At 55.6% G+C, this 19,676-nt stretch carries 18 protein-coding genes; 12 read left to right on the top strand and 6 right to left on the bottom strand.

Going from position 1 to position 19,676, the window contains the following annotated elements; all coding sequences use genetic code 11:
- The first annotated feature begins 55 nt into the window (after positions 1 to 55).
- The 7 genes from HMPREF1024_RS05630 (at position 56) to HMPREF1024_RS05660 (ending at position 7,204) form a co-directional block, all read left to right on the top strand.
- The gene (locus HMPREF1024_RS05630) at positions 56 to 463 is read left to right on the top strand and encodes a CidA/LrgA family protein (protein WP_002885086.1); all 408 of its coding nucleotides are present in this window, start codon (positions 56 to 58) and stop codon (positions 461 to 463) included.
- A complete protein-coding gene (locus HMPREF1024_RS05635) occupies positions 460 to 1,149 on the top strand; it encodes an LrgB family protein (RefSeq protein WP_002885088.1) in 690 nt (229 codons plus the stop codon). Before HMPREF1024_RS05630 ends, HMPREF1024_RS05635 begins: the two co-directional genes overlap by 4 nt.
- A 510-nt stretch (positions 1,150 to 1,659) precedes the next feature.
- Positions 1,660 to 2,217 (top strand): fimbrial protein, encoded by a 558-nt coding sequence (locus tag HMPREF1024_RS05640; protein WP_004192602.1) that lies wholly within the window; start codon positions 1,660 to 1,662, stop codon positions 2,215 to 2,217.
- Positions 2,218 to 2,277: 60 nt separating this feature from the next.
- A complete protein-coding gene (locus HMPREF1024_RS05645) occupies positions 2,278 to 2,967 on the top strand; it encodes a fimbrial assembly chaperone (RefSeq protein ID WP_004151735.1) in 690 nt (229 codons plus the stop codon).
- Positions 2,921 to 5,500, top strand: coding sequence for a fimbria/pilus outer membrane usher protein (locus HMPREF1024_RS05650; protein WP_009309428.1), 2,580 nt, complete (start codon positions 2,921 to 2,923; stop codon positions 5,498 to 5,500). The genes HMPREF1024_RS05645 and HMPREF1024_RS05650 overlap by 47 nt, the downstream gene beginning before the upstream one ends.
- A 35-nt stretch (positions 5,501 to 5,535) precedes the next feature.
- Positions 5,536 to 6,087 carry a fimbrial protein gene (locus HMPREF1024_RS05655; RefSeq protein ID WP_009309426.1) on the top strand — a complete coding sequence of 184 codons (552 nt, stop codon included), beginning with the start codon at positions 5,536 to 5,538 and terminating at the stop codon, positions 6,085 to 6,087.
- A gap of 19 nt (positions 6,088 to 6,106) precedes the next feature.
- Positions 6,107 to 7,204 carry a type 1 fimbrial protein gene (locus tag HMPREF1024_RS05660; RefSeq protein ID WP_002885139.1) on the top strand — a complete coding sequence of 366 codons (1,098 nt, stop codon included), beginning with the start codon at positions 6,107 to 6,109 and terminating at the stop codon, positions 7,202 to 7,204.
- A 47-nt stretch (positions 7,205 to 7,251) separates the two neighbouring features.
- Here HMPREF1024_RS05660 and actP read toward each other — a convergent pair whose 3' ends face one another.
- From actP to acs, 3 genes are all read right to left on the bottom strand, one after another.
- Positions 7,252 to 8,904, bottom strand: a complete 1,653-nt coding sequence (gene actP, locus HMPREF1024_RS05665) for a cation/acetate symporter ActP (protein ID WP_024623073.1) — start codon at positions 8,902 to 8,904, stop codon at positions 7,252 to 7,254.
- A complete protein-coding gene (locus HMPREF1024_RS05670; protein ID WP_004177812.1) occupies positions 8,904 to 9,215 on the bottom strand; it encodes a DUF485 domain-containing protein in 312 nt (103 codons plus the stop codon). Before HMPREF1024_RS05670 ends, actP begins: the two co-directional genes overlap by 1 nt.
- Positions 9,216 to 9,398: 183 nt before the next feature.
- Positions 9,399 to 11,357: an acetate--CoA ligase gene (gene acs / locus HMPREF1024_RS05675; protein WP_002885145.1), complete on the bottom strand. Its 1,959-nt coding sequence runs from the start codon at positions 11,355 to 11,357 to the stop codon at positions 9,399 to 9,401.
- Between the two features lie 100 nt (positions 11,358 to 11,457).
- On the opposite strand from acs, the gene HMPREF1024_RS0127280 reads away from it, so the two are divergent.
- Both HMPREF1024_RS0127280 and gltP read left to right on the top strand, forming a co-directional pair.
- Positions 11,458 to 11,658, top strand: coding sequence for a hypothetical protein (locus HMPREF1024_RS0127280; protein ID WP_004226113.1), 201 nt, complete (start codon positions 11,458 to 11,460; stop codon positions 11,656 to 11,658).
- Between the two features lie 111 nt (positions 11,659 to 11,769).
- On the top strand, positions 11,770 to 13,083 hold the full coding sequence (gene gltP, locus HMPREF1024_RS05680) for a glutamate/aspartate:proton symporter GltP (RefSeq protein WP_004146659.1): 1,314 nt from the start codon (positions 11,770 to 11,772) through the stop codon (positions 13,081 to 13,083).
- Between the two features lie 36 nt (positions 13,084 to 13,119).
- Here gltP and HMPREF1024_RS05685 read toward each other — a convergent pair whose 3' ends face one another.
- Entirely contained in the window at positions 13,120 to 13,806 is a 687-nt protein-coding gene (locus HMPREF1024_RS05685) for a tetratricopeptide repeat protein (protein ID WP_004151733.1), read from the bottom strand.
- 229 nt (positions 13,807 to 14,035) lie between these two features.
- Entirely contained in the window at positions 14,036 to 16,183 is a 2,148-nt protein-coding gene (locus HMPREF1024_RS05690) for a formate dehydrogenase H subunit alpha, selenocysteine-containing (protein ID WP_012737173.1), read from the bottom strand.
- A gap of 272 nt (positions 16,184 to 16,455) precedes the next feature.
- Between HMPREF1024_RS05690 and HMPREF1024_RS05700 the strand changes: the two genes are divergently transcribed.
- The 3 genes from HMPREF1024_RS05700 to HMPREF1024_RS05710 all read left to right on the top strand — a co-directional run bounded on the left by HMPREF1024_RS05700 (position 16,456) and on the right by HMPREF1024_RS05710 (position 18,951).
- The gene (locus tag HMPREF1024_RS05700; protein ID WP_002885152.1) at positions 16,456 to 17,184 is read left to right on the top strand and encodes a response regulator transcription factor; all 729 of its coding nucleotides are present in this window, start codon (positions 16,456 to 16,458) and stop codon (positions 17,182 to 17,184) included.
- An 85-nt stretch (positions 17,185 to 17,269) separates the two neighbouring features.
- The gene (locus tag HMPREF1024_RS05705; protein WP_004177809.1) at positions 17,270 to 18,028 is read left to right on the top strand and encodes a type IV toxin-antitoxin system AbiEi family antitoxin; all 759 of its coding nucleotides are present in this window, start codon (positions 17,270 to 17,272) and stop codon (positions 18,026 to 18,028) included.
- A gap of 5 nt (positions 18,029 to 18,033) precedes the next feature.
- Positions 18,034 to 18,951: a nucleotidyl transferase AbiEii/AbiGii toxin family protein gene (locus HMPREF1024_RS05710; RefSeq protein ID WP_009309420.1), complete on the top strand. Its 918-nt coding sequence runs from the start codon at positions 18,034 to 18,036 to the stop codon at positions 18,949 to 18,951.
- A 124-nt stretch (positions 18,952 to 19,075) separates the two neighbouring features.
- Here HMPREF1024_RS05710 and HMPREF1024_RS05715 read toward each other — a convergent pair.
- Positions 19,076 to 19,676, bottom strand: a 601-nt coding sequence (locus tag HMPREF1024_RS05715) for a PfkB family carbohydrate kinase (protein WP_009309418.1), incomplete at its 5' end; no start/stop codon positions are given.

The raw sequence follows: 19,676 nt of genomic DNA, 5'->3' as shown, positions 1-19,676 counted from the left end.
CTTCGGCGGCTCTCTATACTGCTCGCCTGACTTCTTTTTTTCAGGACTATCGCACATGGCCTTCGCGCCAGCTCGCGTTGCCCCCGCCGTGGCGCAACGACTTCAGATCCCGGTACAGGTACTTCTCTACGTCGGGTTATTCATCTTCGCACAATATTTGGTGAACAGGTGGCAGGTACCGCTGCCGGCTAACCTGGTCGGCATGGTGATGCTCCTGCTGCTGATCGTCTGCCGGGTGATACCGGTAAGCTGGGTGCGCGCCGGCGCCCGCTGGCTGCTGGCGGAGATGCTGCTGTTTTTCGTCCCGGCAGTGGTCGCGGTGGTGAACTACGCCCAGCTGTTGATGGTCGATGGTTGGCGGATTTTTCTGGTGATTGCCTTAAGCACGCTGATGGTGCTAGGCGCCACCGCCTGGGTCGTTGACAAGGTCTATCGTTACGAAGTGGGCAGGTTAAAAAAATGAGCGATGCCGTACTGAGTATCCTGTGCCTGGTGGCGACGCTGGTCCTCTATTACGCCAACAAAAAACTGTATCGCCGTTTTCATAAACTCCCTCTGATGCCGCTGGTGTTCACGCCGATCCTGCTGGTGCTGATTCTGGTGGTAGGCCACATCTCTTATCAGAGCTATATGGGAGAGACCCACTGGCTGCTGTGGCTGCTGGGCCCGGCGACCATCGCCTTTGCCGTTCCGGTGTATGAAAATGTCGCGGTGATTAAACGCCACTGGATGTCGCTCAGCGCCGGGGTGGTGACGGCGGTAGTGGTGGCTGTCACCAGTTCCGTATGGCTGGCGCGCGGGTTTATGTTGTCTGATGAAATTCAGCGTAGCCTGGCGGTGCGCTCGGTGACCACGCCCTTTGCGCTGGCGGCGGCGAAACCGCTCGGCGGACAACCCGATCTGGTGGCGCTGTTTGTGGTGATCACCGGCGTGTTTGGCATGGCGGTGGGAGATATGCTGTTCTTACGTCTTGCTATCCGGGAGGGGATGGCGAAAGGAGCCGGGTTCGGCGCGGCTTCCCATGGTGCGGGAACGGCGCGCTCGTATGAGCTGGGCCAGCAGGAGGGCGTGGTGGCCAGCCTGGTGATGATGCTGTCAGGCGTAGTAGTGGTGCTGGCTGCGCCGGTCGTCCGCTGGCTGCTGTTTTAACATTATCGCCAGAGTGAATGTTAATAAATATTGAGGAGAGGAATAGCTATCGGCTATTCCCTGTTTTTGTTATTGATGCATTTAACGGTTCATCATAAAAGATTAAGCCAATTCTTATATCAGCACTGACTTTGTAACTAAATGTTTCTCTGCATGCCCGTATTTAATTATGGGGTAAATATTATATAAATATCCAATTATCTTTGCGAATTTTATAACTTTATAACTATTTGATTTTTATGGTTTTGAGTATGGCCACTCATGCGTTGCGATGTTATGTCGCAAAAAATCAATTTTTACATTAATAATTGAGTTCTTACCTCATGCTAGTTATTATTTTTACGCGAGCTTGTATTATTGAATGGATTCAAATGCTGGTCGTTTATTTATGAATAATATTAATTGTCATAAACCATATGTCATGTAAATACATGCATGACGCCGCGCTGCTTGAATTTCATTCTCTAATATCGCTGCATAAAACAATTGACGGACTGATTGTCGTTTATAATGGATATGGGAATAAATATGAAGATGAGTAAAAAATTTCTGGCGGGTGCCCTGATTTTCTCTGCCTGCAGCGCGCTGTCTACCGTTGCGCAGGCTGATAACACCATTACCTTTAATGGTATTGTTTCCGATACCACCTGTACGGCGACCATTGATGGCGGTGTAACGGCTATTGATATGGGCACCACCTCAGTGGCGGATCTGAAAGCGTATACCTTCGGCGCTGCCAAGAACTTCTCCTTTAGCTTAGCTGATTGCCCGACCGCGGAAGAAGGTGGCAACAGTATCGCCCGCGTCACTTTTGGCGGTGTTTCCGATACCGCGAACAGCGATTATTTTAAAAACCAGGCAACTGATGAGCCGGCAACCGGCGTCGCTGTGGCCCTTTTCGACGAAGCGGGCAATGTGATGAAGAATAACGAAGAGGGTTCTGATGTTGATATCTCTTCGGGTGCAGCAACCATTCCGTTCACCGTAAAAATGGTGAAATCGGGTGATGCTGATCCGACGAAAGGTACCGTTCAGACAACCGTGACTTATAACGTGACCTATCATTAATTCGGCTTCTTGTTGAATGGAGAAAGGGGAATCGCCTGCTATTCCCCTTAAATTAAACATATGAGATATCCTTTTTTTGCGATCGGTTTATTGCTGTCTTCTTCCTTCGCGCAGGCCAGCGTGGTCGTTGGCGGTACGCGTCTGGTTTTTGATGGTACGAAAAATAACGCTGTAATAACGGTTGAGAATAAAGATCAGAACAGCAATATCGTTCAGTCCTGGCTCTCGGTGGTTGATGCAGCCTCACCCGCCAAAGACGCATTTATTATTACGCCGCCGCTGTTTCGTCTCAAAGCCGGGGAGAAAGGATTTGTCCGCGTAGTTCGATCAGGAAAGAAATTACCCGACGATCGCGAGTCGATGTTTTGGCTCAATATTAAAGGGATCCCGGCAACAGAGTATGTACCTGATAAAAATGTCGTACAGTTTGCGATTAATTCGAAAATAAAATTGATTTATCGACCCGCTGCGTTAAAAGGTAATACACCGGAATCGTACGCTGAAAAATTACAGTGGGGGAAAGAGAGGACGTCGGTGACGGTAAAAAATAACTCACCGCTGTATATGAATTTCTCACAGGTTAGCCTTAACGGTAAAAATATTTCTGGCGCATGGTTTGCTGCCCCGTTTTCCACCTTAAAAATACCCGTGCAGAGTAGCCTGTCGGCGACAGGAAAAAAAGAGATCACATGGAGCGTGATTAATGATTATGGTATGTCAGGGAAGAAATATACCGCTATCATTCAGTAGCGTTGAGCTGCTATTTTCAACTAAAAGTATCTGCGTCGCTATTATTCTGTGCCTAAGTACTCTGCCCTCTCGCGCGGAGGCCGGCGAATATTTCAACCCAAATTTACTCGAAGTCGCCGAGAGTCCTGCGGCTTCGGTTGATCTATCCTATTTTTCGCAAGATGGCATACCGCCGGGCACCTATCACCTGGATGTTTACATCAATGATAAGTACGTCAGTTCAGACTCGCTGACTTTTCAGGAAATTAGCCATGACGCAGGCGCGACTGCTTCTCCCTGCCTGTCCGCGGAGTATCTGAATTCATGGTTGATTAATACCACCGCCTATCCGCAGTTGTTCGAGGCAGGGGAAACCTGCGCCCGGCTGTCGGCGATCCCCGGGATGACGTTCTCGGTATCTCTTGCCCAGCAGCGGATTGATTTTACCGTGCCGCAGGCCGCCATGCTGAATCGCCCCAGAGACTATATTCCCGAGAGCCAGTGGCAACAGGGGATCAATGCCGGTCTTCTTAACTATAGCGTCACCGGGCAGCGTAATGCGCCGCGGCATAACGGCGCCACTATCGACAGTCAGTTCGTCAGCCTGCAGCCTGGGCTGAATCTGGGACCATGGCGCCTGCGCAACTACAGCACCTATAGCCACAGCGATAACAACAGCCGCTGGGAGTCGGTTTACTCCTATCTTGCCCGCGATATTCACACCCTACGCAGCCAGCTGGTGGTCGGTAATACGTATACCTCTTCCGGCATTTTCGACAGTTTGAGTTTTACCGGTCTGCAGCTCAGTTCGGACAAAGAGATGCTGCCGGATAGCCTGCATGGCTTTGCGCCGACGATTCGAGGGATCGCGCGCACCACCGCGGAGGTCTCGGTTTATCAGAATGGTTACAGCATTTATAAAACCACCGTCGCTCCCGGCGCCTTTGAAATTAACGATCTGTACGCCACCGGCAGCGCCGGCGACCTGTACGTCAACATTAAAGAGTCTGACGGCAGCGAGCAAAACTTTGTGGTGCCTTTCGCGTCGCTGGCGATCCTGCAACGTGAGGGCCAGCTGGACTATGCGCTGAGCAGCGGCAGGACGCGATCGGGCAGCTCCGACGATAAAGAATATAACTTTATTCAGTCTTCCCTGGCCTATGGCGCCACCAGCAACATCACTTTTTATACTGGTTTCCAGCAGGCGGAAGATAAATACACCAACCTGTTGTTAGGCGCTGGCTTTAACCTCGGTACTATCGGTGCGCTGTCGTTTGATGGCTCTCAGTCGTGGGCCGACGTGAAAACCAGCGATACGGCCTCGTCAACCAGTAAAGAGCAAGGGCAATCGTATCGCGTCCGCTTCAGTAAAAGCTTTCTGCAGACGGGCACCAGCTTTTCCGTGGCCGGTTATCGCTACTCCACCTCGGGATATTATTCGTTTCAGGACTTTGTCGATAACTCTTCCACACAGCGCGACTGCTGTACGCAGAGCGGCAGAACGAAAGGCCGGTTTGACGCATCGCTGTCGCAGACGCTGTTTGGCTATGGTTCGCTCTCGCTTTCGTTGGTCAATGAGACCTACTGGGACAGTTCGCGTATGGAATCGGTGGGCGTGGGTTATAGCGGGTCGATCGGTAAAGCGTCTTACTTTATTAACTATTCCTATAACCGCAATGTGCAACGTACCGATGACAGCAGCAATAACCGGCCGGCCAGCGATACGGTCGTCTCCCTGACGTTAAGTATTCCGCTTGGCGAGACGCTCTCGGCAAATTACACCATGAACCATGGTCGGCATAACGATACCACGCACAGCGTGGGGCTCAACGGCTCGGCGTTCGAGGATCGTTCCCTGAACTGGAGCGTACTGGAAGGGTACAACACGCAGGATAAAAGCACCTCCGGCAACCTCAGCGTCAACTACCAGGGCTCGAAAGGGGATGTGGCTGGCGGCTATGGCTACGACCGCTACAGCAATCACTACAACTATTCGCTGCGCGGGGGCATGGTCGCCCATGCGGGCGGACTCACGCTATCACGCTTTCTTGGCGAGAGTTCTGCGCTGGTCGAAACGCCTGGCGTCAGCGATGTGACAGTGCGCGGTCAGACAAACGTGACGACGGATGCCGCCGGATATGCGGTGGTGCCTTACGTCCGTCCGTACCATCGTAACAGCCTGGCGCTGGATGAACAGGAAATACCTGGCGCTGAAGTGGATAACGTCGCCAGAACGGTGGTTCCGACGCGCAATGCGATCGTCAAAGTGAAGTACGACACGCGAATTGGCTATAAGGCGATGCTCACCCTGCGTACCCGCAATGGCGTGGTGCCTTTCGGCGCGCTGGTGACCCTCGATAATGATCACGGTAGCGCGTCGCGCAGCAATATCGTTGGCGATGAGGGGCAGGTGTATCTAACGGGGCTGCAGAAAAAAGGCCAGCTGTTAGCGCGCTGGGGGGAGAAAAGCAGTGAGCAGTGCACCGTTCATTATGACTTCTCCGGCATGGCCCTTGGCGACGATATTCTGTTCTATCAGGCCGAATGTCGGTAATGGATGCAGGTTTTCAACATGGAAGAGGGGCTGATATGAATATGCGAGACGGCAGCACAAGGGGCCTCCTGGCGGCCAGCCTTTTGCTGCTCTCCCTTCCGGCGCTGGCTTATGAGGGCAGCAGCACGGTCAATTTTAACGTCACGGGCACCATCGAAGCGCCTTCCTGTGAGGTGGCCGTGGAGCCGTCGAACAGTATCGATTTAGGCACCGTCTCCTCGCAGACGTTCTCCGGACATGCCGGGGCGAGCGGCGCCAGCGTGCCGGTTAAGCTGGTCTTTTCCAGCTGTTCCGCCGATGCGTCGGCGGTGACCATCGCGTTTAGCGGCACCAGCTTCGATAGCACCCACGCTTCAATCTATAAAAACTTCCAGACTGGCAGCAACGGTGCCAGCGGCGTCGGTTTGCAGCTGCAGAGCATGGCCGACCAGCAGCCCCTTGGCCCCGGCGACCAGTATCTCTATACCTTTGGGGACGATGCGGATATCCATACCTTTAATATGGTGGCACGTATGTTTTCGCCTTATGGCCAGGTAAGGTCCGGGATGGTCGGGTTTACCGCCACGTTCGATGTGGCCTACAAATAACGTTTCGACAGGGATGGGTATGAAAAAACTGATCTTATTGCTCATATTGGCACTGTGTCCCGTCTATAGCTGGGCGGCCTGCACGGGAACCAACTATGGCGATGTCTCGATGACCAACCTGCCGGAAAAGATCCTGGTCAATGCCGGGAGCTATACCGCAGGGACGGTACTGTATGACTCGGGGAAGATTACGCGCTCGCAAACGGAATTGCTTAACTGTGAGGGGAGCACCTACGCGGTTTTTGCCTGGTCCTCGAACAATGCCGGGGCACTGATAGGGGATAATATCTATGCCACCTCGGTGCAGGGGATCGGTATCCGCGTCAAGGTGTGGCTCAATATCAGCGGTGAATATGGCGATGACACCGATGATTTCAGCCCCGACTCGCAGGTGCATTATATTGGTGATGTGAATTATTACCTCGGAAAGCCGACAGGTCTTTTCGACTCTTTCGCGTCGACTCATTATACCCCAGCGTATCAGCTGCAGCTGGTGGCCACCGGCGGCGCCATCGCCAGCAAGAGTCAATTATCGTTCAGCGACCCGGTGGCCACGGTATCGGCCAAGGATAAAAAGGGGACCATCGCTATTTCACAACTGCACATCAGCGGCACCACCAGCATCCAGCTAATCCCGATGGGGTGTATTGTCGGTAGCAATAATCTCAGTTTTTCCATGGGCAGCATCAATGCCAGTGAGTTTAATACCGCGACGAAGGTGGGTAGCGCGCGGCAGTCTCTGAGCCTCTCCTGCGAGCCGGGAACTAACGTTTCGATGCGTGTGGCGGCTGCTTCTGCAAGCGGGGATAACCCTGACAATACGGTGATGGCCCTCACGGCGGAACAGAATGCCGCCACTGGCGTGGGAGTGCAGTTAAATTTGAATGGCAAAGCACTGCCGTTAAATACCGATATCAGCCTCTATACTTCGAGCCGCGCGACGGTGACCAACAGCGGCGCGGATGCCAGCTACAGCTATTTCACCAACCCCGACAGCCCCGGAGGCGCAGCGGCCATGCAGACGCTCGCCTTATCCACTAACTATTACAGGACGGGGAGCGCGGTGACCGCGGGGACAGCTAACGCCACCGGGGTGATCACCTTTACTTATAACTGAGGGGGAGAATCCCTTCCCCGAACGATGCCGGGGAAGGTAGAGGACAATTAATGCGCCTGGCCGCGTTCGATACCGATCCCGGTTTGTGAACGGATAAACTGGGCGCGGAACTGCTCGCGCTCGCGCATCCCTTCCGGTGAGTTATCGGTGGCGGAGAAGACCCAGATGCCAATGAACGCGATGGCAATGGAGAACAGCGCCGGATATTCATACGGGAACAGCGCTTTCTCATGGCCGAGGATCTGCACCCAAATGGTAGGGCCGAGGATCATCAGAATGACCGCAGTCAGCAGGCCCAGCCAGCCGCCGACCATCGCGCCGCGGGTGGTCAGCTTCGACCAGTACATCGACAGCAGAATAATCGGGAAGTTACAGCTGGCGGCGATGGAGAAGGCCAGGCCGACCATGAAAGCAATATTCTGATTTTCAAACAGAATACCCAGCAGAATGGCCACCACCCCAAGGATCAGCACGGTGATCTTGGAGACCTTCAGCTCCTGACGCTCGGTCGCGCCCTTGCGGAAGACGTTGGCGTACAGGTCGTGCGACACCGCTGACGCGCCGGCGAGGGTCAGGCCCGCCACCACCGCCAGGATAGTGGCGAAGGCTACCGCAGAGATAAACCCGAGGAACAGGTTGCCGCCAACCGCATCCGCCAGGTGCACCGCCGCCATGTTATTGCCGCCGATAAGCTGTCCGGCCGCGTCTTTAAACGCTGGGTTCGCGCCGACCAGCATGATGGCGCCGAAGCCGATGATAAAGGTCAGGATATAGAAATAGCCCATAAAACCGGTGGCGTAGAAGACGCTTTTACGCGCTTCTTTGGCGTCGCTCACGGTAAAGAAGCGCATCAGAATATGCGGCAGGCCAGCGGTACCGAACATCAGACCCAGACCCAGAGAGAGCGCGGATATCGGATCTTTCACCAGTCCGCCGGGACTCATAATCGCCGCCCCTTTCGGGTGGACCGCCATCGCCTCGGTAAACAGGTTATTGAAGCTGAAGCCGACGTGCTTCATGACCATAAAGGCCATAAAGCTGGCGCCGCACAGCAACAGAACCGCTTTAATAATCTGCACCCAGGTAGTCGCCAGCATGCCGCCGAACAGGACATAGAGCACCATCAGCACGCCAACCAGCACTACGGCGACATGGTAATTAAGGCCGAACAGCAGCTGGATTAGCTTGCCGGCGCCCACCATCTGGGCAATCAGATACAGGGCCACCACCACCAGCGAACCGCAGGCGGAGAGGGTGCGGATCGGCCCCTGCTTCAGGCGGTAAGAGGCGACATCGGCAAAAGTATAGCGGCCAAGATTGCGCAGACGTTCAGCAATTAGAAACAGGATAATCGGCCAGCCGACGAGAAAGCCCAGCGAGTAGATCAGCCCATCGTAGCCGGAGGTATACACCAGCGCGGAGATACCGAGGAACGACGCCGCTGACATAAAGTCGCCGGCAATCGCCAGCCCGTTCTGGAAGCCGGTAATATTGCCGCCGGCGGTGTAGTAATCGCTGCGCGAACGCACCCGTTTTGAGGCCCAGTAGGTGATGTACAGCGTTAGGGCGACGAAAATCAGGAACATGACAATCGCCTGCCAGTTGGTCGGCTGGCGCTGTACCGCGCCGGTAATAGCGTCTGCGGCGTGAGCGCCGAGGGGCAGCAGCGTGGCGGCGAGCGCCGTCAGGACTCTCTTGATCATGCTTTTACCTCGTTGAGAACGCTTTTGGTCAAACGGTCGAATTCACCGTTAGCTCGCCAGACATAAATACCGGTCAGGATAAACGAAATGACGATCACGCCAATGCCGAGCGGGATCCCGCGGGTGACGCTGGTTCCGGCGTGCAGCGGGGTGCCGAGCCAGCCGGGTGCAAAGGCGATAAGCAAAATAAAGCCCACATAGATCACTAACATAATCACTGACAGAATGGCGGCAAACCGTTGCCGTGATGCAACTAACTCCCTGAAATGCGCACTATTTTCTATCCGCTGACAAAGTTGTTCATTCATCTTAGCGTCTCCAGAGGTCTCCCTTTCGTCATCCACTCGGCGGACGCTGGCGACAGCAACCCCTCCGGCGACGGAGCCGGGACAGGTGTTGCTGACGGCGTTCCTGCGAGTGAAATCCTGGGGGAGGGACTTATTTTTATCCTCTCCCCGGAAGGGGAGAGGGTGTAGGGAATCGGTCCTTACTTACGATGGCATGGTAATGGCCTGCTTCTCTTCGAGCAGTTTTTCCACGACGCCAGGATCGGCGAGGGTCGAGGTATCGCCGAGGTTGCTGGTGTCGCCTGCGGCAATCTTACGCAGAATGCGGCGCATGATTTTGCCCGAGCGGGTTTTCGGCAGCGAATCGGTCCAGTGCAGCACATCCGGCGTCGCCAGCGGACCGATCTCTTTGCGTACCCAGTTACGCACTTCGGCATACAACTCCGGCGTCGGTTCTTCGCCGTGATTGAGCGTCACGTAGGCATAGATGGCCTGGCCTTTGATGTTATGCGGGATCCCCACCACCGCCGCTTCGGCGATTTTTGGGTGCGACACCAGCGCCGATTCGATCTCGGCGGTCCCCAGACGGTGTCCGGAGACGTTCAGGACGTCATCCACCCGGCCGGTGATCCAGTAATAGCCATCTTCATCACGACGCGCGCCGTCGCCGCTAAAGTACATATTTTTGAAGGTGGAGAAGTAGGTTTGCTCAAAGCGCTCATGGTCGCCGAACAGGGTACGCGCCTGGCCGGGCCAGGAGTCGGCGATGGCGAGGTTGCCCTCGGTGGCGCCATCCAGCGGCAGGCCTTCGTTATCCACCAGCACCGGCTGGACGCCGAAGAACGGACGCGTCGCGGAGCCGGCCTTCAGCTCAATCGCGCCCGGCAGCGGGGTGATCATAAAGCCGCCGGTTTCGGTCTGCCACCAGGTGTCCATCACCGGGCACTTCTCGTTACCGATCTTCTTCCAGTACCACTCCCAGGCTTCCGGGTTAATCGGTTCGCCGACCGAGCCAAGAATGCGCAGCGAGGAGCGGTCTGTGCCTTCGATAGCTTTGTCGCCTTCCGCCATCAGGGCGCGAATAGCCGTCGGGGCGGTATAGAGAATGCTGACCTTATGCTTATCGACGACCTGGCACATGCGCGCCGGCGTAGGCCAGTTCGGCACCCCTTCGAACATCAGGGTGGTGGCGCCGCAGGCCAGTGGGCCGTACAGCAGATAGCTATGGCCGGTGACCCAGCCCACGTCGGCGGTGCACCAATAAATATCGCCCGGATGGTAGTCGAAAACGTATTTAAAGGTGGTGGCCGCATAGACCAGATAGCCGCCGGTGGTGTGCAGCACCCCTTTCGGTTTACCGGTGGAGCCGGAGGTATAGAGGATGAACAGCGGATCTTCGGCGTTCATTTCGACGGGCCGGTGTTCGGCGCTGGCGTTCGCAATCAGGTCGCTCCACCACAGATCGCGGCCTTCCTGCCAGTCGATATTGCCGCCGGTGCGTTTCAGGACCACCACGTGCTCAATGCTTTTCACGTTCGGGTTTTTCAGCGCGTCATCGACGTTTTTCTTCAGCGGGATGGCGCGACCGGCGCGCAGCCCTTCGTCAGCGGTGATCACCAGGCGTGAGCTGGAGTCGATAATGCGTCCGGCCACCGCCTCCGGCGAGAAGCCGCCGAAAATGACCGAGTGGATTGCCCCGATGCGGGCGCAGGCCAGCATCGCCACCGCGGCTTCCGGCACCATCGGCATATAGATAGCAACCACGTCGCCTTTTTTAATCCCGAGGTCGAGCAGCACATTGGCGAAACGGCACACGTCGGCATGCAGTTCACGGTAGGTGATGTGCTTGCTTTGGCTGGCGTCGTCGCCTTCCCAGATGATGGCGGTTTGATCGCCGCGTTCGGCGAGGTGGCGGTCGAGACAGTTAGCGGCGAGGTTCAGGGTGCCATCTTCATACCATTTGATGGAAATATTACCCGGTGCGAAGGAGGTGTTCTTTACACGGGTATAGGGCCGCATCCAGTCAAGGATCTTGCCCTGCTCGCCCCAAAATGTATCAGGGTCGGTTATGGATTGTTGGTACTGCGCCTTGTACTGATCCGGGTTAATCAGGCAACGTTCCGCAATATTAGCGGGAATAGGGTGTTTGTGAATTTGGCTCATGGCTTTTTTTCTCCTTTGAACTTGTTAAATATATGTCAAACAAACGTTAAGAGTAGGGGTTTTGACAGCTTTGTTTGTTAATTGGGGGGCAGATCACGCAATGATTAAACTGGGTGAAATTTCATCAAATGAAACTTTGAAGCGAAATAATTACGCAAATGAATTTATAGAAACGGAAGCTGTGAAAATTTTTTTATTACAAATACTTATGCAATATAACTGGGGGAAATTCGCTGCTTTATGCATAAAAGCAGAGGAAAGCCCTGTTCTTAAAGGCTTGCGCAGCATGCCGTGCAAATGATACTGATATTGCGCGTTAAATAACCCCACAAAGCAACGCAACACAATTCATACCCCCTGCAGTGGGTACCATGACGAAAAGGAATGGTGCCTTTCATTGAGGAAGTCAGTAGTGAAGAAAACAAAAAAAGTCAGTCTGGCCTGGCAAATTTTGCTAGCCCTGGTGCTGGGTATCCTTCTGGGCAGTTATCTGCATTACCACGCTGAAAGTCGCGATTGGTTAATTAGCAATTTGCTGACGCCGGCGGGCGATATCTTTATCCATCTGATTAAAATGATCGTGGTCCCGATTGTCATTTCGACCCTGGTGGTCGGGATTGCCGGCGTGGGTGACGCCAAACAGTTAGGGCGGATCGGTGCCAAAACCATTATCTATTTCGAAGTGATCACCACGGTGGCGATTGTGCTGGGTATCACCCTGGCCAACGTCTTCCAGCCGGGGACGGGCATTGATATGTCGCAGCTGGCGGCAGTTGATATTTCGAAATATCAGAACACCACCGCCGAAGTGCAGAGCCATGCGCACGGCCTGATGGGCACCATCTTGTCGCTGGTGCCGACCAATATCGTGGCATCGATGGCGAAAGGCGATATGCTGCCGATTATCTTCTTCTCGGTGCTGTTTGGCCTGGGGCTCTCCTCGCTGCCGGCGACCCACCGTGAGCCGCTGGTGACGGTCTTCCGCTCTATCTCCGAGACCATGTTTAAAGTCACCCATATGGTGATGCGCTATGCGCCGGTCGGGGTATTCGCCCTGATTTCGGTAACCGTCGCCACCTTCGGTTTCGCCTCGCTGTGGCCGCTGGCCAAGCTAGTGTTGCTGGTTTACTTTGCGATCCTGTTCTTCGCGCTGGTGGTGCTGGGGATTGTCGCGCGCCTTTGTGGTCTGAGCATCTGGATCCTGATCCGCATCCTGAAAGATGAGCTGATTCTGGCTTATTCTACCGCCAGTTCGGAGAGCGTACTGCCGCGCATTATTGAGAAGATGGAAGCCTACGGCGCGCCGGCGTCGATCACCAGCTTTGTGGTGCCGACCGGTTACTCCTTCAACCTCGATGGTTCAACGCTGTATCAGAGCATCGCGGCGATCTTTATCGCCCAGCTGTACGGTATTGACCTCTCTATCTGGCAGGAGATTACCCTGGTGCTGACCCTGATGGTGACCTCGAAAGGGATCGCCGGCGTGCCGGGCGTCTCCTTCGTGGTGCTGCTGGCCACCCTGGGTAGCGTCGGGATCCCGCTAGAAGGGCTTGCCTTTATTGCCGGCGTCGACCGTATCCTCGATATGGCGCGTACCGCGCTGAACGTGGTGGGTAATGCGCTGGCGGTGCTGGTTATCGCCAAGTGGGAGCATAAGTTCGATCGCAAAAAAGCGCTGGCCTATGAACGCGAAGTGCTGGGCAAGTTTGATAAAACCGCCCAATAAAACACAAAGCCCGGCGCGATAGCGCCGGGCTTTTTCTTATCCTTTACTAATCCGGTCAAACTCTTCGCAGCCGGTATCAAACCCCTCCAGGCAACTGACGTTGAGCCAGTGCAGCGCCTTCTGCTTATTCGGTTCGATAAAGCCTTTCTCTCCCTGCTGGAACATCATCCCGGCCCAGTATTCGGCATAGCCGGTGCGGGAAAGTGATGAACTGCCTTTAAAGTATTCACTTGCTTTCACATCATCCTCCGGGCCGTGTACGCCGCTGGCGTAGATCAGCCCCAGCAGCATCTGGGCATCTACCGCCGCATCGCTTTCGCTATCCCGGGCAGCATCCTGCAGCAGCGTGATGGCGTGCGCTACGTCGGTGGCGCCAGCCTGACGGTTGACCAGCACCCGCGCGAGGACGATCTCTCCGGATTTACTGCCGGCCTCGACGGCTTTTTCCGCCAGCTGGCGGGCCTGCGGATAGTCCGCCTGTTGGGGGTTACGGATTTTGAGCTGCGCCAGCAGCGCCAGCGCATCGCCATCGCCCTGGGCGGCCGCCTTCTGCGCCCAGTATTCGGCTTTTTGATAATCGCCGGAGCTGACCCAGGTATCGGCAAGGTAATATTGCGCGCGTCGATCGCCGGCTTCGGCCTGCTGTTGATACTGACTGCCAGGTTCGGTGGCCACCGCTGCGCCGCTGGTGAAAACCAGTAGAAATAAAAAGAGGTATTTCATTTGTATTTATTATCAGTAAGGAACATAGCGCGCAGTATAAAGGGAGGCGAAAAAGAAGAAAATGGCGGGTATCGGTAGGTAGGGCCGATTTGCGCTACCTGACCGTAGGCCCGCGCAAGCGCAGCGCCGCCGGGCGGCAGACTGTGGACACGGAGCCGTTTATGTGTCGGGTGGCGGCTGCGCCTGACCCGGCCTACGCATCGCGCGAGCCGGGTCAGACCGCCGAACCTTAACCCATCGCGCTTTCGCGCAGGCGGGATTTCAGCTTGTTGTACTCGTCGATCACGTACTGTTCCGCGGCACGCTGATCGGCAATCCGCTCAACGTTGACCGCGCAGTACTTGTACTCCGGCGTTTTGGTTATCGGACTCAGGTTCTCTGAGACCAGCTCGTTACAGGCGCCGATCCACCACTGGTAGGTCATGTACACCGCGCCTTTATTCGGCCGATCGCTGACCTGCGCGCGGGTGATGATGCGCCCCTTACGCGAATTGACCCATACCAGCTCTTCATCTTCGATGCCTAGCCGTTCGGCGTCGGCGGTGTTGATTTGCGCATAGCCTGGTTCATCCGCCAGCGCCGCCAGCGCCGCGCAGTTACCGGTCATTGAACGGCACGAGTAGTGGCCGACCTCGCGCACCGTCGACAATACCATCGGGTACTCATCGGTAAGCTTATCGATCGGCGCGACCCAGTCGCAGGTGAAGAACTGCGCCAGTCCGTTCGGGGTATCGAACTTCTCTTTAAACAGATACGACGTTCCCTGATCGGCGTCGGACTCATCGCGGCACGGCCACATGACATAGCCGAGCTCACCCATTTTCTCGTAGGTGGCGCCGTAGAAGTCCGGGCACAGATGCCGCAACTCGTCCCAGATCTCCTGGGTGTTGTTGTAATGCATCGGATAGCCCATCCGGGTGGCGATTTCGCTGATGATCTGCCAGTCGGTTTTCAGGTCCCACTTCGGCTCCACCGCTTTAAAGAAGCGCTGGAAGCCGCGGTCCGCTGCGGTATACACGCCTTCGTGCTCGCCCCACGAGGTGGACGGCAGGATGACGTCAGCCGCGGAGGCGGTTTTGGTCATGAAAATGTCCTGGACGATAACCAGTTCCAGATCGTCGAACGCTTTGCGGACCGCCGAGAGTTCGGCGTCGGTCTGCAGCGGATCCTCACCCATAATGTACGCCGCCCGCACTTCACCGTGCGCCGCGCGGTGCGGCAATTCGCTGATGCGATAGCCGGTGTGCGCAGGCAGGCTTTCCACGCCCCAGGCTTTGGCGAATTTTTCGCGGTTCTCCGGGAACTTGACGTACTGATAGCCCGGATAGGTATCCGGTAGCGCACCCATATCGCAGGCGCCCTGAACGTTGTTCTGGCCGCGTACCGGGTTGACGCCGACGCTCGGCTTGCCGAGGTTGCCGGTGAGGATCGCGAGGCTGGTCAGCGACCGCACCGTCTCCACGCCCTGGTAGAACTGGGTGACGCCCATGCCCCACAGGATGGCGGCGGATTTGGCGCTGGCATACATCCGGGCGCAGGCGCGGATCTCCTGGGCGCTGACCCCGGTGATCTCCTCCACCGACTCCGGCGTATAGCCTTCAACGATTTTGCGATACTCCTCGAAGCCTTCGGAACGGCTGGCGACGAAGGATTTATCGTACAGATCCTCTTCAATAATCACGTGGCCAATGGCGTTGAGCAGCGCGATGTTCGAGCCGTTCTTCAGCGCAATGTGCATATCGGCGATGCGCGCGGTTTCAATTTTGCGCGGGTCGCAGACGATAATTTTCGCCCCGTTGCGTTTAGCGTTAATGACGTGATTCGCCACGATAGGGTGGGAATCCGCCGGGTTGTAACCGAAGATAAACACCAGATCGGTGTTATCAATCTCCGTGATGGCATTACTCATGGCGCCGTTACCGACCGACTGGTGCAGACCTGCAACCGAAGGGCCGTGTCAGACGCGAGCGCAGCAGTCGACGTTATTGGTACCAATAACGGCGCGCGCGAATTTTTGCATCACATAGTTGGTTTCATTACCGGTGCCGCGGGAGGAGCCGGTGGTTTGGATCGCATCCGGGCCATATTTGGCTTTAATGGCGCTGAGGCGGGTGGCGACGTAATCCAGCGCCTCGTCCCAGGAGACGGCTTCCAGCTTGCCGCCGCGTTGACGGCGGATCATGGGGGTTTTCAGGCGCGGCGTTAGGATCTGGGTATCGTTAATGAAGTCCCAGCCATAATAGCCCTTCAGGCACAGGGTTCCCTGGTTGGTTTTCCCCTGCGCCGCTTCAGCCCGAACGATTTTGCCGTTATCGACCACCAGGTTGATTTTGCAACCTGATGCGCAATACGGGCAAACCGTGACGACTTTTTTCATCGGTCTTGCTCCAGTTATTCAATGGGCGCGTTTGCGCTATCGCGCCGTCACTATGCATCTTCTATGCCATATTTTCATTGTGGGTATTCCTTGATGATACGCGGGTTTTTTGGGCGGAATGCTGACGAAAAACAGCCTGTCGACAGATTTGACGTGTCGATACCCTGGAGATGTGACGGCGCTTGAAAAAATGTCACCGGGAGAGGAATTTGTCGGCGCAGGCTTGCAGAATCGATCAGACTGACACTAATTCCCGGCGGGCAGAGGCAAAAATGAAACCAGTCATTTTAGTGGTGGATGATGACAGGGCGATGGGCGAGCTGCTCAGCGATGTGCTCGGCGCGCACGCGTTTGAAGTGCTTGTCAGCCAGACCGGCAACGACGCGCTGACGACGGTGGCGCAGCGGGCGGATATCGCGCTGGTCTTACTGGATATGATCCTGCCGGATACCCATGGCCTGCAGGTGCTCCAGCAGCTGCAGCGCACGCGGCCTGAGCTGCCGGTGGTGATGCTCTCCGGTCTGGGCAGTGAGTCTGATGTGGTGGTGGGCCTGGAGATGGGCGCCGATGATTACATCGCCAAACCGTTCAGCTCGCGGGTGGTGGTCGCCCGGGTGAAAGCGGTACTGCGACGCAGCGGGGCGCTGGCCGGCGAGGCGTCGGGCGCCGGTGCTGGCCTGACGTTTAACGGCTGGCGGCTGGATACCACGCGCTGTGAACTGTATAACCCGCAGCAGCAGGCGATCCCGCTGACCCAGGGAGAATATGGCCTGCTGCTGGCGCTGGCGCAGAACGCGCGCCGGGTATTGAATCGCGAACAGCTGCTGGCGCTGACTCATAACGAAAGCACCGAGGTATTCGACCGGACCATCGATGTGCTGATCATGCGCCTGCGGCGCAAAATTGAGCTCAACCCGCATCAGCCGACGTTGATTAAAACCCTGCGCGGTCTGGGCTATGTCTTTTCCGCCGACGTGACCCACAGCGAGAAGGCGGCGTAGGGCGGGTTTGCTGCCAACCCGCTGTTGACTTTATTTGGCGCAGGGAGTTTACTTTTTTTATTAAAGTGACACTCTGGGTTAATCTATGGCAACAAAATTAAACTGGCTGCTGCAAAACAGCGCTCCCGGAGATGTGATCCTTCAGTCCTGGTTAAGCCAGCATGCCATCTCTCCCTCTCTGGCCTTTAAATACGCGCAAAGTGGCTGGTTAAAAAAAAGAGGCAACGGCGTATATGCGCGTGCGGGACGTGAGCCGGAGTGGAACGATGCATTAGCATGTTTGCAAAATCAGCTTGCCGCTCCGGTGTATGTTGCGGGGCTCAGTAGCTTAGTCTGGCAGGGCCGTTCACACTATCTACAGCTAAAACAAAACCAGTGCTGGCTTAGTGTGGAAAATAAAGCGCTGCTGCCGAAATGGTTCAGGGAATTCCCGGGTGTGGAGTGGATAGTCATATCGGGGAAAAAACTGCCGGTGCTGGATGATAGATACCGTGTAACGCTTGATATAAAAGGGAAAAAACTCATCGGCAGTGCGCCAGAACTGGCTGCTTACGAGTTGCTGAGCGCGGTGCCGGGGACCCTCTCATTTAACCACGCTGCAGAGCTTTTCCAGGGGCTGGTTAATCTTAATCCTCGTAAAGTAGAGTATCTTCTTTCCGTCAGCCAGTCCGTGCAGGCCAAGCGTTTGTATCTCTTCTTCGCCAGTTTTTACGAGCATGGCTGGCTCAAACGAATCGATAGCCAAAAAATCGATCTGGGAGCGGGCAAGCGGCAAATCGTGGAAAATGGAAAGTTCAATGCTCAATACCAAATCACAGTGCCTGAACGCTTTCAAAAGGAATAAAAAATATGGATATACAGGCGCCTTATTATCGGCAGGTTGCTCTGCTAATGCAGGTTTTACCCTATGTTGCTGTCGAACGGGAATTTGCGCTGAAAGGTGGCACTGCAATCAATCTCTTTATCCGCGATTTCCCTCGATTATCGGTGGATATCGACCTCGCCTGGGTGCCCCTGGAAAGCAGAGCCATCGCTTTACCTCATATACGGGATGCGCTTGCACGTATTGCCGCCAATCTGCAACAACAGGCAGGTATGAGCGCTGTATTACAAGCTAATCGTTCAGATGAGATGCGTGTCATTGTTACTACCGATAGCGCACAAATAAAGATAGAGGTTTCACCGGTCGCCCGGGGAACATTATATCCACCACAGGAGCGAGAAGTGGTGGGGGAGGTAGAGGACGTTTTTGGCTATGCCAGCCTTCCAGTGGTTTCGTTGCCTGACCTCTACGGTGGAAAATTATGCGCGGCGCTGGATCGCCAGCATCCCAGAGATTTTTATGACGTGAAATTACTTCTTGATGCGCAGGAGCTTGACCGTCCCATTTTCAATGGGTTTATCGCGTATTTACTGAGCCATAATCGGCCTCTGGCTGAAGTGCTGAGTCCTCGCTGGAAAGATATTGCTGAACCTTTTTACCGTGAATTCAGCGGGATGACATTTGAGACGATAGCCCTGGAGGAACTGACAGCAGTCCCCAACAGGATGATTGCTGCGTTAAAATCCTGTTTCACACAACAGGATGTCTATTTTTTACTGTCATTTAAACGAGGCGAACCAGACTGGCGTTTAGCGCCGGAAATGCGTATTCAGGATTTGCCTGCCGTGCAGTGGAAATTGCGCAATATTCATCAGATGCCAGCGATAAAACGCGCTGAGTCATTAGATAAACTGGAAAAGGTGCTGGCCGAGTGGCGCAGTTAGTTACCTGGCCCGCCCTTGTTGAACTCAGCGTAAAACAGGCGTGATTTGAATAAACCGTATCCCTTTTCTCGCCATGACACGCCGTTCTCCTGTGGCATCGCCCTGATAGCGGGATCTACTCGATCTAAACATTCTGCAACTGAATAAACGCCTGCAGCTCAGGGAGCGTTTTGGCGCCGTCGATCGCATTGGCGGCCTGCAGGCTGGCGCGGGCGCAGGCGTGAGCCAGCTGCAGACTGGCGGTTAACGGCCAGCGTTCGTGGCTGCCGTACAGCAGGCCGGCGCAGAAGGCGTCCCCCGCGCCGACGCTGCCGATAATCTCCTCCGGCGGTAGCCGCCATGACGGTACCCAGCGCCCGGCTTCGGTACGGGAGACGCCCCATGCCCCCTCCGGACAATGGATCACTACCCGCTGGCGTACGCCGGCGTCAAGCAATGCGCTGGCGGCGCGGGCGATATTGGCGACGTGCGGCTCGCCGTTGGGTAGACGAATCTCCAGCCCGCTAAACTCGCTGGCTTCCAGTTCATTGATGGTCAGGTAGTCAAGATGCTTCAGCGCCGGCAGGACCAGCGGCCGGTAGCGCGGGTCGCCCTTGCGCGACACCAGATCGAGGGACACCTCATAGCCTCGCTCGCGCATCTGCGCCAGCAGTCGCGCGCTGCGGGTGCCGTACACTTCATCGGGGCGATCGAGGCTTTCGAGCAGCAGCAGATAGCCGAGATGG

Source organism: Klebsiella sp. 4_1_44FAA (genome assembly GCF_000238715.1).
GTDB lineage: Bacteria > Pseudomonadota > Gammaproteobacteria > Enterobacterales > Enterobacteriaceae > Klebsiella > Klebsiella pneumoniae.
The sequence above is the reverse complement of the archived record's forward strand: the minus strand, read 5'-3'. Positions and strand labels throughout refer to the sequence as shown.

Excerpts from the sequence above, each read along its gene's own strand:
- HMPREF1024_RS05630 (WP_002885086.1), top strand. The coding sequence starts at position 56 with ATGGCCTTCGCGCCAGCTCGCGTTGCCCCCGCCGTGGCGCAACGACTT.
- HMPREF1024_RS05635 (WP_002885088.1), top strand. The coding sequence starts at position 460 with ATGAGCGATGCCGTACTGAGTATCCTGTGCCTGGTGGCGACGCTGGTC.
- HMPREF1024_RS05640 (WP_004192602.1), top strand. The coding sequence starts at position 1,660 with ATGGATATGGGAATAAATATGAAGATGAGTAAAAAATTTCTGGCGGGT.
- HMPREF1024_RS05645 (WP_004151735.1), top strand. The coding sequence starts at position 2,278 with ATGAGATATCCTTTTTTTGCGATCGGTTTATTGCTGTCTTCTTCCTTC.
- HMPREF1024_RS05650 (WP_009309428.1), top strand. The coding sequence starts at position 2,921 with ATGATTATGGTATGTCAGGGAAGAAATATACCGCTATCATTCAGTAGC.
- HMPREF1024_RS05655 (WP_009309426.1), top strand. The coding sequence starts at position 5,536 with ATGAATATGCGAGACGGCAGCACAAGGGGCCTCCTGGCGGCCAGCCTT.
- HMPREF1024_RS05660 (WP_002885139.1), top strand. The coding sequence starts at position 6,107 with ATGAAAAAACTGATCTTATTGCTCATATTGGCACTGTGTCCCGTCTAT.
- HMPREF1024_RS05670 (WP_004177812.1), bottom strand. The coding sequence starts at position 9,215 with ATGAATGAACAACTTTGTCAGCGGATAGAAAATAGTGCGCATTTCAGG.
- acs (WP_002885145.1), bottom strand. The coding sequence starts at position 11,357 with ATGAGCCAAATTCACAAACACCCTATTCCCGCTAATATTGCGGAACGT.
- HMPREF1024_RS0127280 (WP_004226113.1), top strand. The coding sequence starts at position 11,458 with ATGATTAAACTGGGTGAAATTTCATCAAATGAAACTTTGAAGCGAAAT.
- HMPREF1024_RS05685 (WP_004151733.1), bottom strand. The coding sequence starts at position 13,806 with ATGAAATACCTCTTTTTATTTCTACTGGTTTTCACCAGCGGCGCAGCG.
- HMPREF1024_RS05700 (WP_002885152.1), top strand. The coding sequence starts at position 16,456 with ATGAAACCAGTCATTTTAGTGGTGGATGATGACAGGGCGATGGGCGAG.
- HMPREF1024_RS05705 (WP_004177809.1), top strand. The coding sequence starts at position 17,270 with ATGGCAACAAAATTAAACTGGCTGCTGCAAAACAGCGCTCCCGGAGAT.
- HMPREF1024_RS05710 (WP_009309420.1), top strand. The coding sequence starts at position 18,034 with ATGGATATACAGGCGCCTTATTATCGGCAGGTTGCTCTGCTAATGCAG.